General features: G+C 69.6%; 14 protein-coding genes. 2 read left to right on the top strand and 12 right to left on the bottom strand.

The annotated features are described in order from the left end of the window. Positions 1-16: 16 nt before the first annotated feature. On the top strand, positions 17-1,240 hold the full coding sequence (gene serB / locus AB0N02_RS23850; RefSeq protein ID WP_363950348.1) for a phosphoserine phosphatase SerB: 1,224 nt from the start codon (positions 17-19) through the stop codon (positions 1,238-1,240). A 78-nt stretch (positions 1,241-1,318) separates the two neighbouring features. Here serB and AB0N02_RS23845 read toward each other — a convergent pair whose 3' ends face one another. The 5 genes from AB0N02_RS23845 to AB0N02_RS23825 form a co-directional block, all read right to left on the bottom strand. Continuing rightward, on the bottom strand, positions 1,319-3,406 hold the full coding sequence (locus AB0N02_RS23845; protein ID WP_363950345.1) for an FUSC family protein: 2,088 nt from the start codon (positions 3,404-3,406) through the stop codon (positions 1,319-1,321). 87 nt (positions 3,407-3,493) lie between these two features. After that, the gene (locus AB0N02_RS23840) at positions 3,494-3,967 is read right to left on the bottom strand and encodes a histidine phosphatase family protein (RefSeq protein ID WP_363950342.1); all 474 of its coding nucleotides are present in this window, start codon (positions 3,965-3,967) and stop codon (positions 3,494-3,496) included. A 405-nt stretch (positions 3,968-4,372) separates the two neighbouring features. Further along, positions 4,373-6,706, bottom strand: a complete 2,334-nt coding sequence (locus AB0N02_RS23835; protein ID WP_363950339.1) for a sodium-translocating pyrophosphatase — start codon at positions 6,704-6,706, stop codon at positions 4,373-4,375. Positions 6,707-7,158: 452 nt separating this feature from the next. Continuing rightward, complete coding sequence (locus AB0N02_RS23830) at positions 7,159-7,605, bottom strand: ATP-binding protein (protein WP_363950336.1); 447 nt, start codon at positions 7,603-7,605, stop codon at positions 7,159-7,161. A 13-nt stretch (positions 7,606-7,618) separates the two neighbouring features. Next, positions 7,619-7,960 (bottom strand): STAS domain-containing protein, encoded by a 342-nt coding sequence (locus tag AB0N02_RS23825; RefSeq protein ID WP_363950333.1) that lies wholly within the window; start codon positions 7,958-7,960, stop codon positions 7,619-7,621. A gap of 154 nt (positions 7,961-8,114) precedes the next feature. Between AB0N02_RS23825 and AB0N02_RS23820 the strand changes: the two genes are divergently transcribed. Beyond that, entirely contained in the window at positions 8,115-10,481 is a 2,367-nt protein-coding gene (locus tag AB0N02_RS23820; RefSeq protein WP_363950331.1) for a DEAD/DEAH box helicase, read from the top strand. Between the two features lie 498 nt (positions 10,482-10,979). Here the strand turns inward: AB0N02_RS23820 and AB0N02_RS23815 are convergent, their stop codons facing one another. From AB0N02_RS23815 to AB0N02_RS23785, 7 genes are all read right to left on the bottom strand, one after another. Continuing rightward, positions 10,980-11,111: a hypothetical protein gene (locus AB0N02_RS23815; RefSeq protein WP_363950328.1), complete on the bottom strand. Its 132-nt coding sequence runs from the start codon at positions 11,109-11,111 to the stop codon at positions 10,980-10,982. Between the two features lie 590 nt (positions 11,112-11,701). Beyond that, positions 11,702-12,640 carry a polysaccharide deacetylase family protein gene (locus AB0N02_RS23810; protein ID WP_363950326.1) on the bottom strand — a complete coding sequence of 313 codons (939 nt, stop codon included), beginning with the start codon at positions 12,638-12,640 and terminating at the stop codon, positions 11,702-11,704. Positions 12,641-12,835: 195 nt separating this feature from the next. Next, the gene (locus tag AB0N02_RS23805; RefSeq protein WP_363950755.1) at positions 12,836-13,237 is read right to left on the bottom strand and encodes an Rv3654c family TadE-like protein; all 402 of its coding nucleotides are present in this window, start codon (positions 13,235-13,237) and stop codon (positions 12,836-12,838) included. A gap of 312 nt (positions 13,238-13,549) precedes the next feature. Beyond that, positions 13,550-13,918, bottom strand: a complete 369-nt coding sequence (locus AB0N02_RS23800; RefSeq protein WP_363950323.1) for a TadE family type IV pilus minor pilin — start codon at positions 13,916-13,918, stop codon at positions 13,550-13,552. A gap of 121 nt (positions 13,919-14,039) precedes the next feature. Further along, complete coding sequence (locus tag AB0N02_RS23795; RefSeq protein WP_363950320.1) at positions 14,040-14,276, bottom strand: DUF4244 domain-containing protein; 237 nt, start codon at positions 14,274-14,276, stop codon at positions 14,040-14,042. A 184-nt stretch (positions 14,277-14,460) separates the two neighbouring features. Continuing rightward, positions 14,461-15,090: a type II secretion system F family protein gene (locus tag AB0N02_RS23790; protein WP_363950318.1), complete on the bottom strand. Its 630-nt coding sequence runs from the start codon at positions 15,088-15,090 to the stop codon at positions 14,461-14,463. A 1,335-nt stretch (positions 15,091-16,425) separates the two neighbouring features. Continuing rightward, positions 16,426-16,971, bottom strand: a complete 546-nt coding sequence (locus AB0N02_RS23785; protein ID WP_363950315.1) for a type II secretion system F family protein — start codon at positions 16,969-16,971, stop codon at positions 16,426-16,428. Positions 16,972-17,823: the final 852 nt, after the last annotated feature.

The raw sequence follows: 17,823 nt of genomic DNA, 5'->3' as shown, positions 1-17,823 counted from the left end.
AGTAGCGTAGACACCGATGAACCAGCGCACGCTACTTATCACGCTGTCCGGACCGGACCGCCCCGGGGTCACCTCGCGGCTCTTCTCCGTCCTGTCCGGCTTCCCCGTCGTCGTCGCCGACGTCGAACAGGTCGTCATCCGCGGCAGGCTCACCCTGGGGGTTCTCGTCGCCTACGCGGGCGACACCCCGACCGGGACCGGCGGCACCCTCGGCGCCCTGTGGACCGCGATCGAGCGGACCGCGGGAGACCTGGGTCTCGAGGTGGAGCTGTCCACCGGCTCGGACCTCCAGGAGAAGCGCCGTCGCGGGCGGCTGCACGTCACCGTCCTCGGCTCGCCCCTGCAGCCGGCCGCGATGGCCGGCATCGCGGGCCGGATCGCGGCGGCGGGCGCCAACATCGACCGGATCGAGCGGCTGTCCAACTATCCGGTGACCTGCTTCGAGCTGGCCGTCTCCGGCGCCGACCCCGACGCGCTCCGCACCGAGCTGGCCACCGAGGCGTACGCCCAGCAGGTGGACGTCGCCGTGCAGCGCAGCGGCCTGCACCGCAGGGCCAAGCGGCTGATCGTGATGGACGTCGACTCCACCCTGATCCAGGCCGAGGTGATCGAACTGCTGGCCGCCCACGCGGGCTGCCTGGAGGAGGTCGCCAGGGTCACCGAGGAGGCGATGCGCGGCGAGCTCGACTTCGCCGAGTCGCTGCGCCGCCGGGTCGCGCTGCTGAAGGGCCTGAGCGAGGAGACCTTCGAGAAGGTCCGCAAGGAGCTCGTGCTCACCCCGGGCGCCCGGACGCTGGTGCGGACGCTCAAGCGGCTCGACTACCGCTTCGCGATCGTCAGCGGTGGGTTCACGCAGCTCACCGACGCCCTCGTCGAGGAGCTCGGGATCGACTACTCCGCGGCCAACACCCTGGAGGTGGTCGACGGCGTGCTCACCGGGCGGGTCGTCGGCGAGATCGTCGACCGTCCCGGCAAGGCGCGGGCGCTCGAGCGCTTCGCCCGGGAGGCGGGCATCCCGATCAGCCAGACCGTGGCCATCGGCGACGGCGCCAACGACCTGGACATGATCGCGGCGGCGGGCCTGGGCATCGCGTTCAACGCCAAGCCGGTGGTCCGCAAGGCCGCCGACACCGCGGTCAACGTGCCCTACCTCGACGCGATCCTCTACCTGCTCGGCATCCCGCGCGCCGAGGTCGAGGCCGCCGACGCCGAGGACGGCGTCCCCTCGGTGAAACACTGACGAGGCACTGGGGCGGCGCTGAGGCTGCGCTGGGGGCGGCAAGTACCGGGGCGGCACCGATGAGGCCCTGAGGCGGCTTCAGCGCGGTGGAGCGGTGAGCGAGGCCAGCCGGAGCGCGGCGGAGCTCAGCCCCTTCAGGGCAGGCTGTACGGCGGCGGCGTGCATGATCCCCCGCCGTACCCCGGTCATCCGGTCGCCGGCTCCCTCGGCCACCTCGTCCAGCCGCCGCGCGGCCAGCATGTTCACCCGCGCCCCGAGCTCGTCGAGCACGCGGTCCAGATCGTCCGCGGGCGCCGCCGGGCGGCCGGTCCCGACCTCCTCCGCGACGCTCTCCAGCCGGTCGGCGACCATGTCGAGGATCGTCACCGTCGGCCCCGACTCCTCCACGGGCGGCGGTACGGTCAGCATCGCCAGCGCGTTGTCCCGCAGCCGCCTGGCGGCCGTCACCGCCTCCCTCAGGCGCTGCGGGGCACCGCCTCCCGGCTCCTTGTCCAGCCGGTCCAGGGAGTCGGTGAGCCGCTCCGCGGCCTTTCCCGCGTCGGAGATCGCGGCGCGCACCTCGGCGGGATCCCGGTCGGCCAGCAACCGCACCACCGTCGCGTGCCGTTTGAGGGTGGCCACGATCCTGCCGGTCAGCCGCGCCCGGTGTCCCCTGGGCCACAGCAGGCGGGAGAGCAGCAGCGCCAGCGCCCCGCCCGCGACCGTGAGAGCCACCCGGGCCGCCGCCGCGCCCCAGTCGATCGGCGCGGTGAAGTCGGACAGTATCAGCGACATCGGCGTGGCGAAGATCGTCCAGTAACCGTAGCTCGCCCCCCTGAACGCGAATCCCAGCACCGCGCAGACCCCGATGAACGCGATCAGGTAGAGGTGGCCGGGGGCGATCGCGAGCACGACCGCCGCCCCCGTCGCACCGACCGCCGTGCCCAGCCCCCGCAGCGTCACCCGGTCGACCGTGTCGCGGTAGGCCGGGCGGGTGCTGACGAGCACGGTCACCACGAACCACTTGGCGTAGTGCTCGTGGGCCAGCTGCATCAACACCATGGCCAGCGTCACCGCCAGACCGAGCCGCAGGGGGTGGTAGCCGGTGGAGAAGACCGGTTTGCGTGGCCTGACGAACCTCGGCAGGCGCGGCCCGACCTCCACCGCCTCGGCCGCCTGCTGCGAGACCGACCGCACCGCCGTCCAGATCCGGTCCAGGCACCGGCGGATCTGCCCCAGCAGCACGACCCCGGGCAGCGGCACCTCGCCCGCGTGGGCCGCCCTGCGCATCTCCTGGACCCGGTCGGCGAACCGCGTGACGGCCGCCAGGGACTCGGGCATCGCGACCGTCCCCCCGGCGGTGACCGCCTCCCGCAGCGCGCGGGCCAGGGTATCGGCCGCCCCGGCCAGATCCTCGGTCCACTCCGTCCCGAGATCCGCCCGTACGGCCGCCACCCGCAGCACCCTCAGCGCCACCGTTTCCTGGAAGACGCGGTCCAGCGTGACCAGCAGCCGGTCCCCGGCCTGGTCGCCCTCCTGCGAGACCCGGTAGAGGGAGAAGGACCTGTTCGCGTCGTCCTCGGCCGTGACCGCGCGGCGTCGCAGCGACTCCCAGCTCTCGTCGGAGAGAGGGGCGCGGCCCGCGCCGACGAGCAGGTCGGCCAGCGCCGTACCGGCCTCCTCGAAGGCCGTGCGGAGCGGCCTGAGGCGGCGCACCGGCCACAGCGCCAGGAGCAGCACCGTGACCAGCAGGCCGCCCGCCGCGGTGAACGCCATGTGGACGACGGGGCCCACACCCGAGGGGGCGAAGTAGCTCAGGGTCACGGCGAGCACCGCGGACATGCCGATCACCCGCCAGTAGGCGCTCGCCGCCGCGACCAGGCCCACCACGACGACCGCGAGCCACGGCCACGGCTGGATCAGCTGCCCCAGCCCCGTCCCCAGCGTGACCATGAACGCGGTGGTGAGCAGTTTGCGGGCCCGCGTGCCGTACGGCAGGCCGGGGGCGTCGCCGAAGACGGTGAGGTAGGCGCCCAGGGCCATCACGGCGCCCTGCCGGACGTGGCCGACGGCGACGCCGGACAGCAGCGGGAGGCAGATGCCCAGGGCGCACAGCAGGCCGTACCCCCACGCGGGACGGCCCGTGATCGCGAAGTCGCCGCGCAGGGTCCCGGCGATCCTCCGCATGCCGTCCTCCCGGGCCTCCCGAGGTCGGATCCGCGCGGGCCGGGCGTACCGCTCCCGCGCGGGTCCGCAGCGTTCCCTAGTGGTTCCCTAGTGCTCCTTCGGACTCCAGCGCACGACGGTCCGTCCGCTGTCGAGCCCGGCCCACTCGTCGTCGGTCTCGATGACCGCGAAGGCGCCCGGCGGGAAGCCGGAGTCGCCGTCCCTGGTGGTGAGGTCCTGGATCAGCTCGTGGACCCCGGGGTTGTGACCGACCAGGATCAGCGTGCGGACCGCGGGGTCGCTCCGCCGGACGAGCATGAGCAGGTCGTCGGCGTAGGCCTCGTAGATGTCCCGCTCGAACGTGATGTCCGCGCCCGGCAGGGCCAGCTCCGCCGTCTCCCTCGTCCGCGTCGACGGCGAGCAGAGCACCAGGTCCGGCCGGAGGTCCAGGCCGGCGAGCTCCTGGCCGATCCGGTGGGCATCGCGTTTGCCGCGCTCGGTCAGGGGCCGCTCCCTGTCGGCGAGCCCGGGAATGTGTGCCGCCTTGGCGTGCCTGAGCACGACCAGCGTCCGTGTCGTCACTTCACCCTCACCCCGCCGCCCACATCGCGACCCCCACGATCACCGCGAACACCACGACCATCGCCAACAGGATGAGCAAGAGCGTTCTGGCTCCGGAGGGCTGCTGTTCCATACGGGCCAGTTTCCCACCGGGGGGCACCGCACACGCGAAAGGGGTGCACGGCTCCCGTGCACCCCTCGTTGCGGACGTCACGCCGGGCCCCGTCACGGACCGTCACGTCCGATCCCGTCACGGAACGCCGCATCGGGTCCCGTCACGGAACGCCGCGTCCGATCCCGTCGCGAAAGGCCCGTCCGGTCCCGTCACGGGACGCCACATCATGTCCCGTGACGGGACGCCACGTCCGATCCCCTCGCGGGACGTCACGTCCGGTACGGCCGGAGAGCGGATCTCCGGCCGCCCTCTCAGCTGGAGACCGACTCGCGCTCCCGGTCCGCGGGGTTGTTCTCGGTCGGGCTGATGCTCGCCGAGCGGCGCTTGGAGACCACCACCGCGCCCACGACGATCACGACCGCGACCACGGTGATCCCGACCCGGAGCGTCACGTTGTCGGCGTACGCCACGACGGCCGGGGCGATCAGCAGCGCCACCAGGTTCATCACCTTCAGCAGCGGGTTGATCGCCGGTCCCGCGGTGTCCTTGAACGGGTCGCCGACCGTGTCGCCGATGATGGTCGCCTCGTGGGCGGGCGAGCCCTTGCCGCCGTGGTGACCGTCCTCGACCAGCTTCTTGGCGTTGTCCCACGCACCTCCGGAGTTGGCCAGGAACACCGCCATGAGCGTGCCGCACGCGATGGCACCGGCCAGGAACGCGCCGAGCGGGGCGTAGCCGAGGGCGAAACCGACCGCGATCGGGGTGAGCACGGCCAGCAGACCCGGGGTGGCCAGCTCCCGCAGCGAGTCACGGGTGCAGATGTCCACGACCCTGCCGTAGTCGGGCAGCTCGGTGCCCGCCATGATGCCCGGCTTGGTGCGGAACTGCTCGCGGACCTCGAAGACCACCCGTCCGGCCGCGCGGCCGACCGCCAGGACGGCCAGCCCCGAGAACATGAACACCACCGCCGCGCCGACCACCAGGCCGACGAGCACGTTCGGGGAGTCGACGCTCAGGCTGAAGGAGCTGAAGGAGCCCAGCACCTCCTTCACCCCCTGGGTGGCCTTGCCCAGCTGGGTCTCGATCGCCGTCCTGAACGCGCCGAACAGCGCCGTCGCCGCGAGCACCGCCGTCGCGATCGCGATGCCCTTGGTGATGGCCTTGGTGGTGTTGCCCACGGCGTCCAGCGACGTGAGCGTCCGCGCGCCCTCGCCCTCGACGTCGCCGGACATCTCGGCGATGCCCTGCGCGTTGTCGGAGACCGGGCCGAAGGTGTCCATCGACACGATCACGCCGACCGTGGTCAGCAGGCCGGTGCCGGCCAGGGCCACGGCGAACAGGGCGATGGTGACGTTGCCGAAGCCAAGCAGGAACGCCCCGTAGACGGCGGCGCCGATGACCAGCGCCGAGTAGACCGCCGACTCCAGACCGACGCTGATGCCGGACAGGATGACGGTCGCGGGACCGGTGCGGGCGCTCTCGCCGATGTCCTTCACCGGACGGCGGTTGGTCTCGGTGAAGTAGCCGGTGAGGATCTGGATGGCGCTGGCCAGAACCAGGCCGATGAGCACCGCGCCGATCGCGATCAGACGCGGATCGGTGGTGACGGAGGCGATCTCCGGGCTCACGCCGCTCAGCTTGGAGAAGCTGTCGGGCAGGTAGAGGAAGGCGGCTCCGGCGACCAGGACCGCCGAGATGGCCGCCGAGATGAAGAAGCCCCGGTTGATCGCGGCCATGCCGTTGCGGTCACCCTTGCGCGGGGCGGTGGTGAAGATGCCGATGATCGCGGTGATCACGCCGATCATCGGCACGACCAGCGGGAAGACCAGGCCTTCGGTACCGAAGGCGACCTTGCCCAGGATCAGGCTGGCCACCAGCATGACGGCGTAGGACTCGAACAGGTCGGCGGCCATGCCCGCGCAGTCGCCCACGTTGTCGCCGACGTTGTCGGCGATGGTCGCGGCGTTGCGCGGGTCGTCCTCCGGGATGCCCTGCTCGACCTTGCCGACCAGGTCGGCGCCGACGTCGGCCGCCTTGGTGAAGATGCCGCCGCCGACCCGCATGAACATGGCGAGCAGCGCCGCGCCGAAGCCGAAGCCCTCCAGCACGGCCGGGGCCTCGCCACCGTAGACGATCACGACGATGGCGGCGCCGAGCAGGCCGAGCCCGACGGTGATCATGCCCGCCACACCGCCGGTGCGGAAGGCGATCCGCATCGCGACCTTCTCGCCGGACTCGCGGGCGGCGGCGGCGACACGGACGTTCCCCCGCACCGCGAGCCACATGCCGATGAAGCCGGTGAGCGCGGAGAACAGCGCGCCGAACACGAAGAAGACCGACCGGCCGACGGCCACGCCGGTCGAGTCGGCGGGAAGCAGGTAGAGAAGGAAAGGAATAAGGATGACGAACAACGCGAGCGTCCGGAACTGCCGCGTCAGATAGGCGGAAGCTCCTTCCTGTACGGCACGCGCGATGTTCTGCATTCGCTCGGTGCCTTGACTGGCGGCGAGCACCTCCCGCACCAGCACGGCCGCGACGGCCAGTGCGATCAGGGCCACGACGGCCACCGCGATCACGATGTTGAAATGGGTACCGTTCAGGGATACCGCTGGCTCTTCGGCAGCGGCGAGATCGAGCACAGACATCCGACTCTCCTCGGCAAGACGGGTACACGTCCTGCCCGGACTGCGCTGCGGTAGATGATCGGCAGTTGAAGCGGCGCACGTCCGGGGTGGTTGGCAGTGCCGCTTCCGGTTGCGTCCGCAGACCTCCTTCGCAACCGATCCCGCCCGGGGACCGCTTCCGAAGGACAAACCTTGGCCGGTGCGGGGAGTCTACGCAGCGAGGACGCCGATATGAAGCCTCTGCGGGTGGCCATTTAATGACGGCCCCAGTAATCCCTCCCGACTCCCTTGCCTAACAGGTGGCCCAAAGCGGGAGGTGAGGGGCTTCCACCAGGGTTTTCCTCTGTTTCAGCCCGTAGGTAGCAAAATTATGTTTGACCGAAACAACAGTCCACAAACGGACAGCCGGGCGCGTCTGGGACGCGTCCGGCTGCCGGGATCTTGCCGCTGTCAGACCAAGGGGGTACTCGCTGTCAGACCGGGGTCAGGCCGTTGGTGGACGCGGGCCAGCTCATGCGGATGCGCATGCCCTTCTGGCTCGGATAGACCTGGACGTCATCGGCCAGCCCCACGATGACCGCGATACCGAAGCCGGACATCAGGGCATCGGGAAGCTGCACGAACGGATCGTCGAGCTGCAACAGCGCACGATCCTGCTCCAGCTCATCGCTCGGGGCCGAATCGGTGACAGTCACCTCGAACCGTCCCAGATCATCACGGAGCTCGATGCGGATCGGCTCTCCCGGACAGTGGAGACGATGTGCCTCGACGGCCCGGGAGCATGCCTCACCGACTGCGAGCCGTACCTCGTCCAGCAGCGACTCCTCCACCCCGGTGCGCCTGGCGATCGCCGTGGCGACCAGGCGTGCCGTACGCACATGGGCGGGAAGGGCACTGAACGTCAGCTCGACGGTAGCCATGGTTACTTCTGTCTCAGCCGTGAGCTTCCTTGGCCTCATCGACCGAGGCATAGATTCCGAAGACCTTGGTCAGTCCGGTGATCCGGAAGATCTTCAGGATGCGCTCCTGGGTGCAGACCAGCTCCAGTGAGCCGTCGTGCGCCCGCACTCGCTTGAGCCCGCCGACCAGGACACCAAGGCCCGTTGAGTCAAGGAAGTCGACCTTCTCCATGTTGACGAGCAGGTGGAAATTCCCCTTGTTGACCAGGTCGATCAGGAGCTCACGCAATCTGGGCGCGGTGTAGACATCGATCTCACCCTCGACCTCAACGATGGTGAGACGGTCCTCGGAATGGTGGTCCAACTTCAGATCCACAGATCCTCCAGCGCCTTGCCTGCGAAAGTACCGATTCAGGCGTGACTCCTGGGACCGGGTGGCCCCCAGACGACAAGCCCCGACGCGCGGCATTCAACCATGCGTACGCTCAGTGTCTATACGAAATCACGATTCCCGGCGACTCTGCCCACAGATGCCAGACTGGAAACCAGTGACTCCGCCCTCATCCTCCTCCCTCCGAGCGGGTTCCGCACTCGGTCACCTGCTCGGCGTTCCCGCACGTCATGACCGCGTGACCCACGTCGAGCACGTTCCCGCACGTCAGGCGGCCCCTACCCGCTGGCCCGACTGGGTCGACGAGCGGCTGGTTTCGCGCTGGGCGAACCAGGGGGTCCCCGGACTCTGGCCACATCAGGCCGAGGCCGCTGAGCTGCTCCATCGTCGCCAAAACGTGATCATCGCCACAGGCACCGCGTCGGGGAAATCCCTCTCCTACCTGGTCCCGGCCGTCTCGGCGGCGCTCGACGGCGGCACGGTCCTCTATCTCACGCCGACGAAGGCCCTGGCCGCCGACCAGCTCCGCGCGGTGGAGGAACTGGACGTGCCCGAGCTGCGCGCGGCCACCTTCGACGGTGACACCCCCTTCGAGGAACGGGCCTGGGTCCGCAAACACGCCAACTACGTCCTGACGAACCCGGACATGCTCCACCGCACGCTGCTGCCCCGCCACGCCCAGTGGTCGGCCTTCTGGCGGCGGCTGGAGATCGTCGTGGTCGACGAGTGCCACGGCTACCGCGGTGTGTTCGGCTCCCATGTCGCGCAGATCCTGCGGCGCCTGCGCCGGATCTGCGCGCGGTACGGCGCCGCCCCCGCGTTCCTGCTCTCCTCGGCCACCGCCAGCGAGCCGGGGGCCTTCGCGACACGCCTGACGGGCCTCCAGATGGCCGAGGTGACCACGGACACCTCTCCCCGGGGTGCGACCACCTTCGCCCTGTGGGAGCCGCCCCTGACCGAGCTACGAGGCGAGGGAGGCGCTCCCCTCCGCCGCCCCGCCGCCGTCGAGAGCGCCGACCTCCTGGCGGACCTGGTCGCCGCCGACGTCCGCACCCTCGCCTTCGTCCGCTCCCGCAGGGCCGCCGAGTCGGTCGCCCTGACCACCCGCGCCAGGCTGCAGGACCTCGTCTTCGGCGGGGAGGCTCCGGCGGACCTGCCCGACAGGGTGGCGGCCTACCGGGCCGGCTACCTCGCCGAGGACCGCCGCGGACTGGAGAAGGCGTTCCGCTCGGGAGAGCTCCTCGGGCTGGCCACCACGAACGCGCTGGAGCTCGGCGTCGACGTGTCCGGGCTGGACGCCGTGCTCATCGCCGGATGGCCGGGGACGCGGGCGTCGCTGTGGCAGCAGGCGGGTCGGGCCGGCCGGGCGGGGCAGGACGCCCTGGCGGTGCTGATCGCCAGGGACGACCCGCTGGACACCTATCTCGTCCACCACCCCGAGGCCCTCTTCGGCCGCCCGGTCGAGGCCATCGTGCTGGACCCCGGCAACCCCTACGTGCTGGGCCCCCACCTGTGCGCCGCCGCCGCCGAGCTTCCGCTGACCCATGACGATCTGGAGATCTTCGGCCCGTCCGCGAAGGAGGTGCTGGCCGGCCTCGTCGCGGACGGCATGCTCAGGGAGCGCGCCACCGGCTGGTTCTGGACCAGCCGGGAGCGGGCCACGGACCTCGCCGACATCCGGGGGGCGGGCGGCTCCCCCGTCCAGGTCGTCGAGACGTCCACCGGCCGGCTGCTGGGCACCGTGGACGAGCCCTCGGCGCACACCAGCGTGCACACCGGCGCCGTCTACGTGCACCAGGGGGAGACGTTCCTGGTCGACGAGCTCGACCTGGAGGCGGGGGTCGCCCTCGTCGAGGCGGGGACCCCCGACTACACGACCTTCGCCAGGGACGTCACCGACATCTCGGTCCTGGAGTCGCTCCGCTCCCATTCGCTCGGCCCCGGAGAGCTCCACTTCGGCTCGGTCGAGGTGACCCGCCAGGTCGTCTCCTATCTCAAGCGCCGCGCCCAGAGCGGCGAACTCCTCGGCGACGAATCCCTGGAGCTGCCTCCGCGCACGCTGCGCACCCGCGCGGTCTGGTGGACCCTGCCCGCCTCCGCGACCGTCTCCCTGGCCCAGGAGGGCCTGGACCTCGGCGGGGCGGCCCACGCGGCCGAGCACGCCTCCATCGGCCTGCTGCCGCTGTTCGCGACCTGCGACCGATGGGACATCGGCGGCGTCTCCACCGAGCTCCACCCCGACACCGGCCTGCTCACCGTCTTCGTCTACGACGGCCACGAAGGCGGCGCCGGCTTCGCCGAACGCGGCTACGCCCGCGCCCTCGACTGGCTCACGGCCACCAGGGAGGCCATCGCCTCCTGCGAGTGCGAACGCGGCTGCCCGTCCTGCATCCAGTCCCCCAAGTGCGGCAACGGCAACGAACCCCTCGACAAGGCCGGAGCGCTCCGCCTCCTGGCCGTCCTGCTGTCCACCCCCGAACCCCCGCCGTCCACCCCCGAAACCTGAGAGGCGCTCCAGCGCCCGCGGCGAGGCCCCGACACCACCCCCACCCCAAAACCCGAGAAGCACCCACCGAACACAGTCAACCCCTGGACAACACGCACATCCCCGCCCCCAAACCCGAAAAGCACCCCACTGAACACAACAGGCCCCTGAACAACCCCCTCGCCCCCGTCCCAAAACCCGGAAGACACCCCACCGAACACAGTCAACCCCTGGACAACACGCGCGTCCCCGCCCCCAAACCCGAAAAGCACCCCACCGAACACAACAGGCCCCCTGGCAACACACGTCCCCCCACCCCGAGGTCCGAGGCAGCGGTCACCGAACGCGATGAGAGGCCCGGAGGGCCCCGACGGCGTGTGCGCCTGTCCCACAGAACCTGGGACGGCGAGCCACCGGGCGCGGCGAGAGCACTGCCGCATATGCCGCATGTTCGGCATGGCGCACCGGTACCGACCGAGCCGACACTCTCCAACCGCGATGTCGGACAACGAGAAGGTTTCACACGGCCGGATTCACGGTGATGCGATCGAACCGGTTGACGATGAACATGCTCCCTCCAGACGAACGGAGAGGAACGCAGCCGTCCAGAACGGCGAGCTTCTCGAGTTTTCCCCGATCCCGGTCGACCACGCCGCCCCCACCTTTAGCACGTCACCGGCGACAATCCGCCCGACGCCCGGAACGTGAACTCCGTGCCTTCTCACATATATGATCGACCGAGTTCCGTCCGGCCAGACGGGAGACAGTTCGACGCCCCTCTGCGCCTCTTCTCGATATCCCAACGTCAAGCACTTGCCGGCGGAGTCGTACGCGAGGGTCCCGACAAAGAGCATCTCCATGCCATGGCCTAGTCGTGAACGATGACGCGGGGGTCGTCCCCCAGTCCCCCACCACACGTACCGCCCCGGTGGAGGCGGCGCAGGAGATACAGGAGACGGGCGCGGAGGCAACGGTCACGGCGAGCGTCGACAAGGGATCTCTTCCCGGACTTCGACAGTTCGATCACCGAAAACCATCGCCGCATTCCCAGGCAGGAACCTTCGAGGAGTTGAATCGTAAAATCGAAATCCGGCCACAGTTCGTGAAACAGAATCCCAACGTCTCAGGCCGCCACCTGAAAGCGATCAGGAATTCCCCCTTCCCCGTTGTCGTTTCGCGGACCTGCTCCACCTCGACTCTCGGCGATCGCACCGATATCAGACATCCCAATTCGAAGAGCATCAAATATGTTGGCATCCATGTGAAGGAACCATCGCCGGTGACACCCGCTCCGCAAGTCCTCTTACGGTCCCGCTTGCATCTTCCTTCATCAGGAGAAGTCCCCTGCGGTTCTTACCGACATCCTGGGCTGTCGCCGTGACGTCAAGCTCTTCATCATGGCCGTGGCGGACGGCTACCGATCGATCAGCTCGCTGACCGTGACGAACCGGTAGCCCTCGTCCCGGAGGGCCTCGATGCCCCCCTGACGGCCTCTCGTGTGCTCTGTCCGCTGGTGTACCAGGGGTGGAGCAGGACGATAGAGCCGGGACGCACCTGCGCGCGCACCGTGGCGACGATCTCGGCGGCCGTCGGAGTGCCGCCCGAGTCGGGCTCCACGTCCCATGTGACAGTGCGCCGATCATGCTCGGCGAGATAGAGGGGCAGCCCAGGAACTTCTTGCCGTTCGGCGGCCGGAACGGGATGTCCCCCTTCTGCCCCGCCTCACGAATCAGCGCGTCCGTCTGCTCGATCTCGGCGGCGACGGTGCCCTGCGAGACGAAGACCATCCTGCGGTGGTTGTAGGTGTGGTTGCCGAGTTGGTGACCCGCCACGACGAGCGCCGCCGCGTACTCGGGATGAGACCTGACCTGCGAGCCGATGACGAAGAAGGTGGTGTGCACCCCTTCCTTGGCGAGGACGCCGACGATCTCCCCGGTGTGCTGGTCGGGTCCGTCGTCGAAGGTCAGCGCGACGACCTTCTCGTCGGTCTCGACATGGCTGATCAGCTCCCCGGCGAGCTGGAAGGTCCGGGAGTCGGCCAGCTGGTAGAGCCCGGCACCCCCGAGCAGGAGAACGGCCACCAGGGCCGACACCAGCCAAATCCACCGACGCCTCCGCGAACGCTCCCCGCCTCTTCCCCTCTTTTCGCTCTTCTTTCCATCCTCCCCGTCATGCCCCACCAAGGCTCCATCAGCCGACGCCTCCACCGATCCCCTCTCGTGTGGTCACCGTCTCGTCACTTGGTCCACCCGCTCCCCCAGCGTCACCTCTCCACCACCCACATCTCGACCTTGCCGGCCGTAATGCCCCATCCCCGCCAACCCCGCGTACGCGAAGAACAGGAACGTCCGCCAAATCACCTGGACGGAGTCGTCTCATCCGGTGGTGTCGGCGATATGGACGGGACCCGCGCGGGCTTCTGCTGTGATCACCTGGCTGCCCACCGCGGGTAGCGAGAGCACCACGGTCACCTGGACATCGGCGATGCCGTAAGCATCGATGGAGCACCGCACGAGCTTCGCGCCGTTGCCCACGGCCAGCGACGACGCCTGCGCGCATCCGCGCGCCGGATCGGCGAAGGCCAGGCGAGCGGCGGCGAGCGCGCTCAGGTCGGCGGCGTTCCGGGCCCGATGACGGGCGACCCTGGCGGTCCCGGCGAACACGACCGCGGTGGCCACGGAGAAAATCAGCGCCATGATCCCGACCGTCCATATCGTCGCCGCACCTCGGTCTCCCCCTCCCCGCCCGCCCACGGCCCAAAAACGGGGTTCGCCCATGACCCGGCGGGAAGCCCGGCCAGGAGCTCCCCTCCGGACCCGATGCTCCCGCTCCTGTTTCCACGCGAAGCTGCTGCCCCTCATCCATCGCGATGAGCCGGCCTGCTCCTCGCTCGCCGCCGTCTCCCCCTGCTCCTCGCTCGCCGCCGTCTCCCCCTGTTCTTCTCTTGCCACCATCTCCTCCTGTTCTTCTCTCATCGCCTGTCTCCTCCCGTGCTCCTTCTGCCTGCGCCCGTCCCGTTCACCCCTGCTTGCTCCCGTCACCCCCATCACTTCTCCGGCCTCCCGTCACCTGTCTCCTCCCTCACTTCTTCACCTCGGCTGCTCCACGCCCGGCTCGGTGGCGGAGACGGCGGTCGCCTGGACGGTGACGGCCGGAAGCACGGCGCCCCAGCGGGGCCTGACGCTCGCTGACACCTCCACCCGGGTGATCTCGGTGCTCCGGGTCACCGTCACCCGCGCACCCGGCGGAGCGGCACTCAGGACGCCTTCCCGCACGCGCTCCAGCGACTCACCCCGTGAGGCGGCCAGAGCACCCGCCCGCGCCGCATCCACGCATTCGAGTTGCGCACCGACCGCGGCCACCGTCCACAAGGCTGCCGCCAGAACCACGACGAGGGCGGGGAGCGCGACCGCCGTCTCCGCGGTCACCGACCCCCGGGACCGACGGAAGGCGAACATCGGTCTCACGAAAACCTTCCGACCGCACCGAACGCCTTGCGGGCGGCAGGAGGCGAGCATCCGCCACATGAGAACCTTCCGGTCACGCTGAACACCCTGGCGGGGATCCGTTCCATGGGGGTCATCCGGCCACGTTGAGCGCCTTGTTGATCAGGCCGGTGACCAACTGCTGGACCTCGGGGCTCGTCACCACCTTGAAAAGGAGCGCCGCGAAGGCACAGGCCGCAATCGTGCCGACGGCGTATTCGGCGGTGGACATGCCCCGGTCTCGACCCGATGCGGCGATCAACAGTGCCCAGCGGGCCCGGAACCACCGCATCCGGTCAGGCCGGTCACCACCAACGGTCGATGGGTTCATCGTCTCCTCCTGGAATCCATGGCCGGGTCCGATGCCCGGCGCCGGTGAGGCCAGCTTTCTCGATGGAGGTGGGATCCCGGGGATGTGAGCGGCGTTCTGTGGACAACCGCGAGACAGCTGGCCACCCCTGTGGACAACTCATCCGTGAGCCTCTCGGGACAGCTCAGAGAACTCGCGGGACAGCTCAGGGAAGCAGCACGTCACTGGCGAGACTCGCCACGACGGGGATGATGCCGAGACAGACGAAGGCAGGCAGGAAACACAGTCCCAGCGGAGCGACGGCCTGCACGCCGACCCGCCGCGCAGCCGCCGACGAGGCGGCACGGGCGGCCTGACGGGAGTCGTCGGACAGCCTGGTGAGGACATCGGCCACAGGGGCGCCGCTGAGTGCGGCCCTGCTCATGGCGCGCGCCAGCGGAGCCAGTGAGCGCTCGTCCGCCAGGGCCTGCCAGGCGTCTTCTGGACTGGCTCCCAGTCTCAGCTGTCCGCTCACCCAGGCCAGCCGTTCACCGAGCGGCCCGCCGATCGCCTCGACCGTGACGTCGACGGCACCGGTGATCGGCTGCCCCGCGCGCAGGCAGGCGACCATGAGATCGGCCGCCAGCGGTAGATCCGCCGCGACACGATCGCGTTCCCTGCGGAGCCGGGACGGCTCCCGCCTCCGGATGACCCCCAACGCGCCCGCGAAGACGACCACGCCCACGACGGCCCCCGGCAGGGCGCCGACGACCAGGAACGCCATCACTCCGACGACCGCGCAGAACGCCACCTCCCCCCGGCTCTGCCGCCGCCTTTCCACAGGTTCGCGGCCCATTCCCGTGGACGGGGAAAGCGGGCGATCCCGCGTAGGAGGCGGCGTCCAGGTCGGTGACGACGCCCTAGGCGGAGCGGAGGAGAACGAGCGGGACAGAGAGAAACGGGACAGAGAGAAATAGGAGGAGGACGGCCGGAAGAGGGATTCCCGGAGAGCAGGCGTCCGTGCATGAAGCTGGAAGGACGTCTGGGGAGAAACCTGGGATGAGGACGCCTCCGGGGAAGCCTCTCGGGGAAAGGATGCCTTCAAGAAGGAGGCCGGAGGAACCTGGGGAACCGGCGGCCTCAGGGCTCTGCCGATCCGTTCGGCGGGATCACGCGACGGCGTCCACAGCCACCCGGCAATCCCTGCGAGCACCACGGCCAACATGATGATCATCCGCTTCACTCCTCGCGGTTTCTCGGCGGAGACTTCGCTTCTTGCGACCTCCGGCGGGGGAAAGAGAAAAATCGGCCTCCGTACGGCAGGCAGTACCGAGGTTCGGTGCCCTCACCTGGCTCCGGCTCCCACCGGTCCCCAGTTCCGGTTCCGGTTCCGGCCGGCCCTTCTCTCCGTCCCCGACTCCCACCCGCTCCCATTCCGGCTCCCACCCGACACCGCTTCCGGCTCCTACCCGACACCACTCCCGCCCCGGCTCTCACCTGGCACCTATCCCGGCTCCATCCCCCTTCTCGCCGTCCCCAGCTCACATCCACCCCCATTCCGGCTCCTAGCAGGCACCACTCCCGGTCCCGCCCCCCTTCTCTCCGCCCCGACTTCCACCCGACACCACTTCCGGCTCTGTCCGGCTCTTCTCGTCGGCTCCGGCCCATCCAGTCCTTCTCGGGCATGCCACTTCAAGCACCACCGCCCTCACCTGGCTGTTCCTGAACCCGTGACGGATGCCGAAGCCGAAGTGACTGCCTCTCGTGGCCCTCGAAGGTGGCAGACGGCTTTGAACTGCCGGAGCGGAATCTTCTGAGGTGAAGCCGGAGCTCCCGGTGAAGTGGAGTCGGTACCCCGAAGTGGCATGGCGTCCGTCTCCGTCGCCGGCAGATCGACGCAGCCGGAGACTCCTCGGACTCTTTGAGCACGCCTCTCCTTGAGGCAAAAGTCCTCGGGCGCGGAACTCCTCCGAGCGCAACGACTTCCCCGGCATGGGGCGCAGGAGTTCTCTGACCATCCCTTCAGGCACGAGAGTCCTCCGGGCGCATGAACTCCCAGGGAAATATGGAATATGAGGACTGCGGGCATATGGGGCACCTGGATCGATGCCCGCCCCCAACCACCCCCGACCGCCGCTGTCCGCCGCTGTCCGCCGCTGTCCGCCGCTGTTCGTCAGAGGGATGGACGGGATCACACTTGCTGGGCGCGGGTGACGAGGCGGTTCGTCCACCACAGACCGCAGCCGTCGAGAGCGAGGCCTGCGGCGAGGCAACCGATGCCCGCCGTACTGCCGAACAGGAAGTCCAGTGGGCTCATGCCGAGCCCCGCCGCCATCAGCAAGCCGAGTGCGGGTAGAAAGGCCAGCAGGCGGGCGGTGGCGCGGGGACCGGCGAGCTGGGCGGCGAGGTCCTGATGATGAGCCTGAGCCTCTCTGAGGGAGGCGGCGACGCGGTCCACGAGGCCCGCGAGGCCCGCCCCGGTGGTCATGCTCACCCGCCAGCAGGCGGCCAGTTCCCGGAAGGCCTCGCCCCCTTTCTCCGGAGCCACGGCCAACAGGGTGGTGGGGATGTCTCCGCCGTCTCTCGCGGCCGCGACCAGAGGCCGGAGCGCCACAGGGTCAGGGAAATCCGTGGCCGACGCTGCGCGGGCCAGCGCCTCCCCGGCCGTACGCCCGGCGGCCAGCTCGGCCGCGAGCCCGTGGCACAACTCGATCGACGCCGTCTGCCAGGCGGCCATACGTTTCGCAGGCCGGGAACGGGCGGTGAACCTCTCACGTAGCGAACGTGACCGACGCGGACGCGGATGGCGGTGTTCCGTCCGGTGTAGACGGGCGGTCGCCGGATCGGGCCCGGTCCACAGCCACACCGCCACAGCGGCCAGAAGCACGGCCGTCGCCGTCACGACAGCACCTCGCGGACGGTCACAGCCGGACCATCGGGTGACCGGCGAATCGCCCCGAGAACGTCTTGCCCGGGGTGATGCCCTGGTCTGACCGACTCTTCCTGCCCGCGTAGGGCAACTCGCTCAGGGGACACACCTGGAACACGGGCTATCTCGAAGTGACTCTCCGGCCCGACCGATTCACACGACCCACAAGACGAAACCCGCGAAGGAGAAGCATCCGAAACACGAACCGCCTTGGAACAGCGCTCTGAACTGATCAATCCATCTGAACCGTAAGGCGAAACCCACAGGGAGGAGACACCCGAAACACGAGCCATCTCGGAACCGCACTCCGTCTCGACCGATCCCTCCAGAGCACGGAGCGAGACCTGTCGAGCGGAAACACTCCGGGTGCGGGGCGGCTCGGGATGACTCTCTGGGCTGTCCGGGGGACGAGGCGAGAGCCGGTCAGGAGAGACACCCGAGACACGGACCATCCCCGGACCACTCCTTGACCTGACCGGCTTGTCCAACCCGCCAGGCGGGAGCCGTTGAGCGGAAACGCGCGAGGCACGAGGCGGCTCGGGATGACTCCCTGGGCTATCCGAGGGACGAGGCGAGAGCCGGTCAGGAGAGACACCCGAGACACGGACCATCCCCGGACCACTCCTTGACCTGACCGGCTTGTCCAACCCGCCAGGCGGG

This window comes from Streptosporangium sp. NPDC051022 (genome assembly GCF_040683035.1).
In the GTDB taxonomy this organism is placed as follows: Bacteria; Actinomycetota; Actinomycetes; order Streptosporangiales; family Streptosporangiaceae; genus Streptosporangium.
This window is presented reverse-complemented; position numbering and strand designations above follow the sequence as displayed.

Coding starts and splice junctions, on each gene's coding strand:
- AB0N02_RS23785 (WP_363950315.1), bottom strand. CDS start 16,971: ATGGCCGCCTGGCAGACGGCGTCGATCGAGTTGTGCCACGGGCTCGCG.
- AB0N02_RS23805 (WP_363950755.1), bottom strand. CDS start 13,237: ATGGGCGAACCCCGTTTTTGGGCCGTGGGCGGGCGGGGAGGGGGAGAC.
- serB (WP_363950348.1), top strand. CDS start 17: ATGAACCAGCGCACGCTACTTATCACGCTGTCCGGACCGGACCGCCCC.
- AB0N02_RS23795 (WP_363950320.1), bottom strand. CDS start 14,276: ATGAACCCATCGACCGTTGGTGGTGACCGGCCTGACCGGATGCGGTGG.
- AB0N02_RS23845 (WP_363950345.1), bottom strand. CDS start 3,406: ATGCGGAGGATCGCCGGGACCCTGCGCGGCGACTTCGCGATCACGGGC.
- AB0N02_RS23790 (WP_363950318.1), bottom strand. CDS start 15,090: ATGGGCCGCGAACCTGTGGAAAGGCGGCGGCAGAGCCGGGGGGAGGTG.
- AB0N02_RS23835 (WP_363950339.1), bottom strand. CDS start 6,706: ATGTCTGTGCTCGATCTCGCCGCTGCCGAAGAGCCAGCGGTATCCCTG.
- AB0N02_RS23800 (WP_363950323.1), bottom strand. CDS start 13,918: ATGTTCGCCTTCCGTCGGTCCCGGGGGTCGGTGACCGCGGAGACGGCG.
- AB0N02_RS23830 (WP_363950336.1), bottom strand. CDS start 7,605: ATGGCTACCGTCGAGCTGACGTTCAGTGCCCTTCCCGCCCATGTGCGT.
- AB0N02_RS23820 (WP_363950331.1), top strand. CDS start 8,115: ATGCCAGACTGGAAACCAGTGACTCCGCCCTCATCCTCCTCCCTCCGA.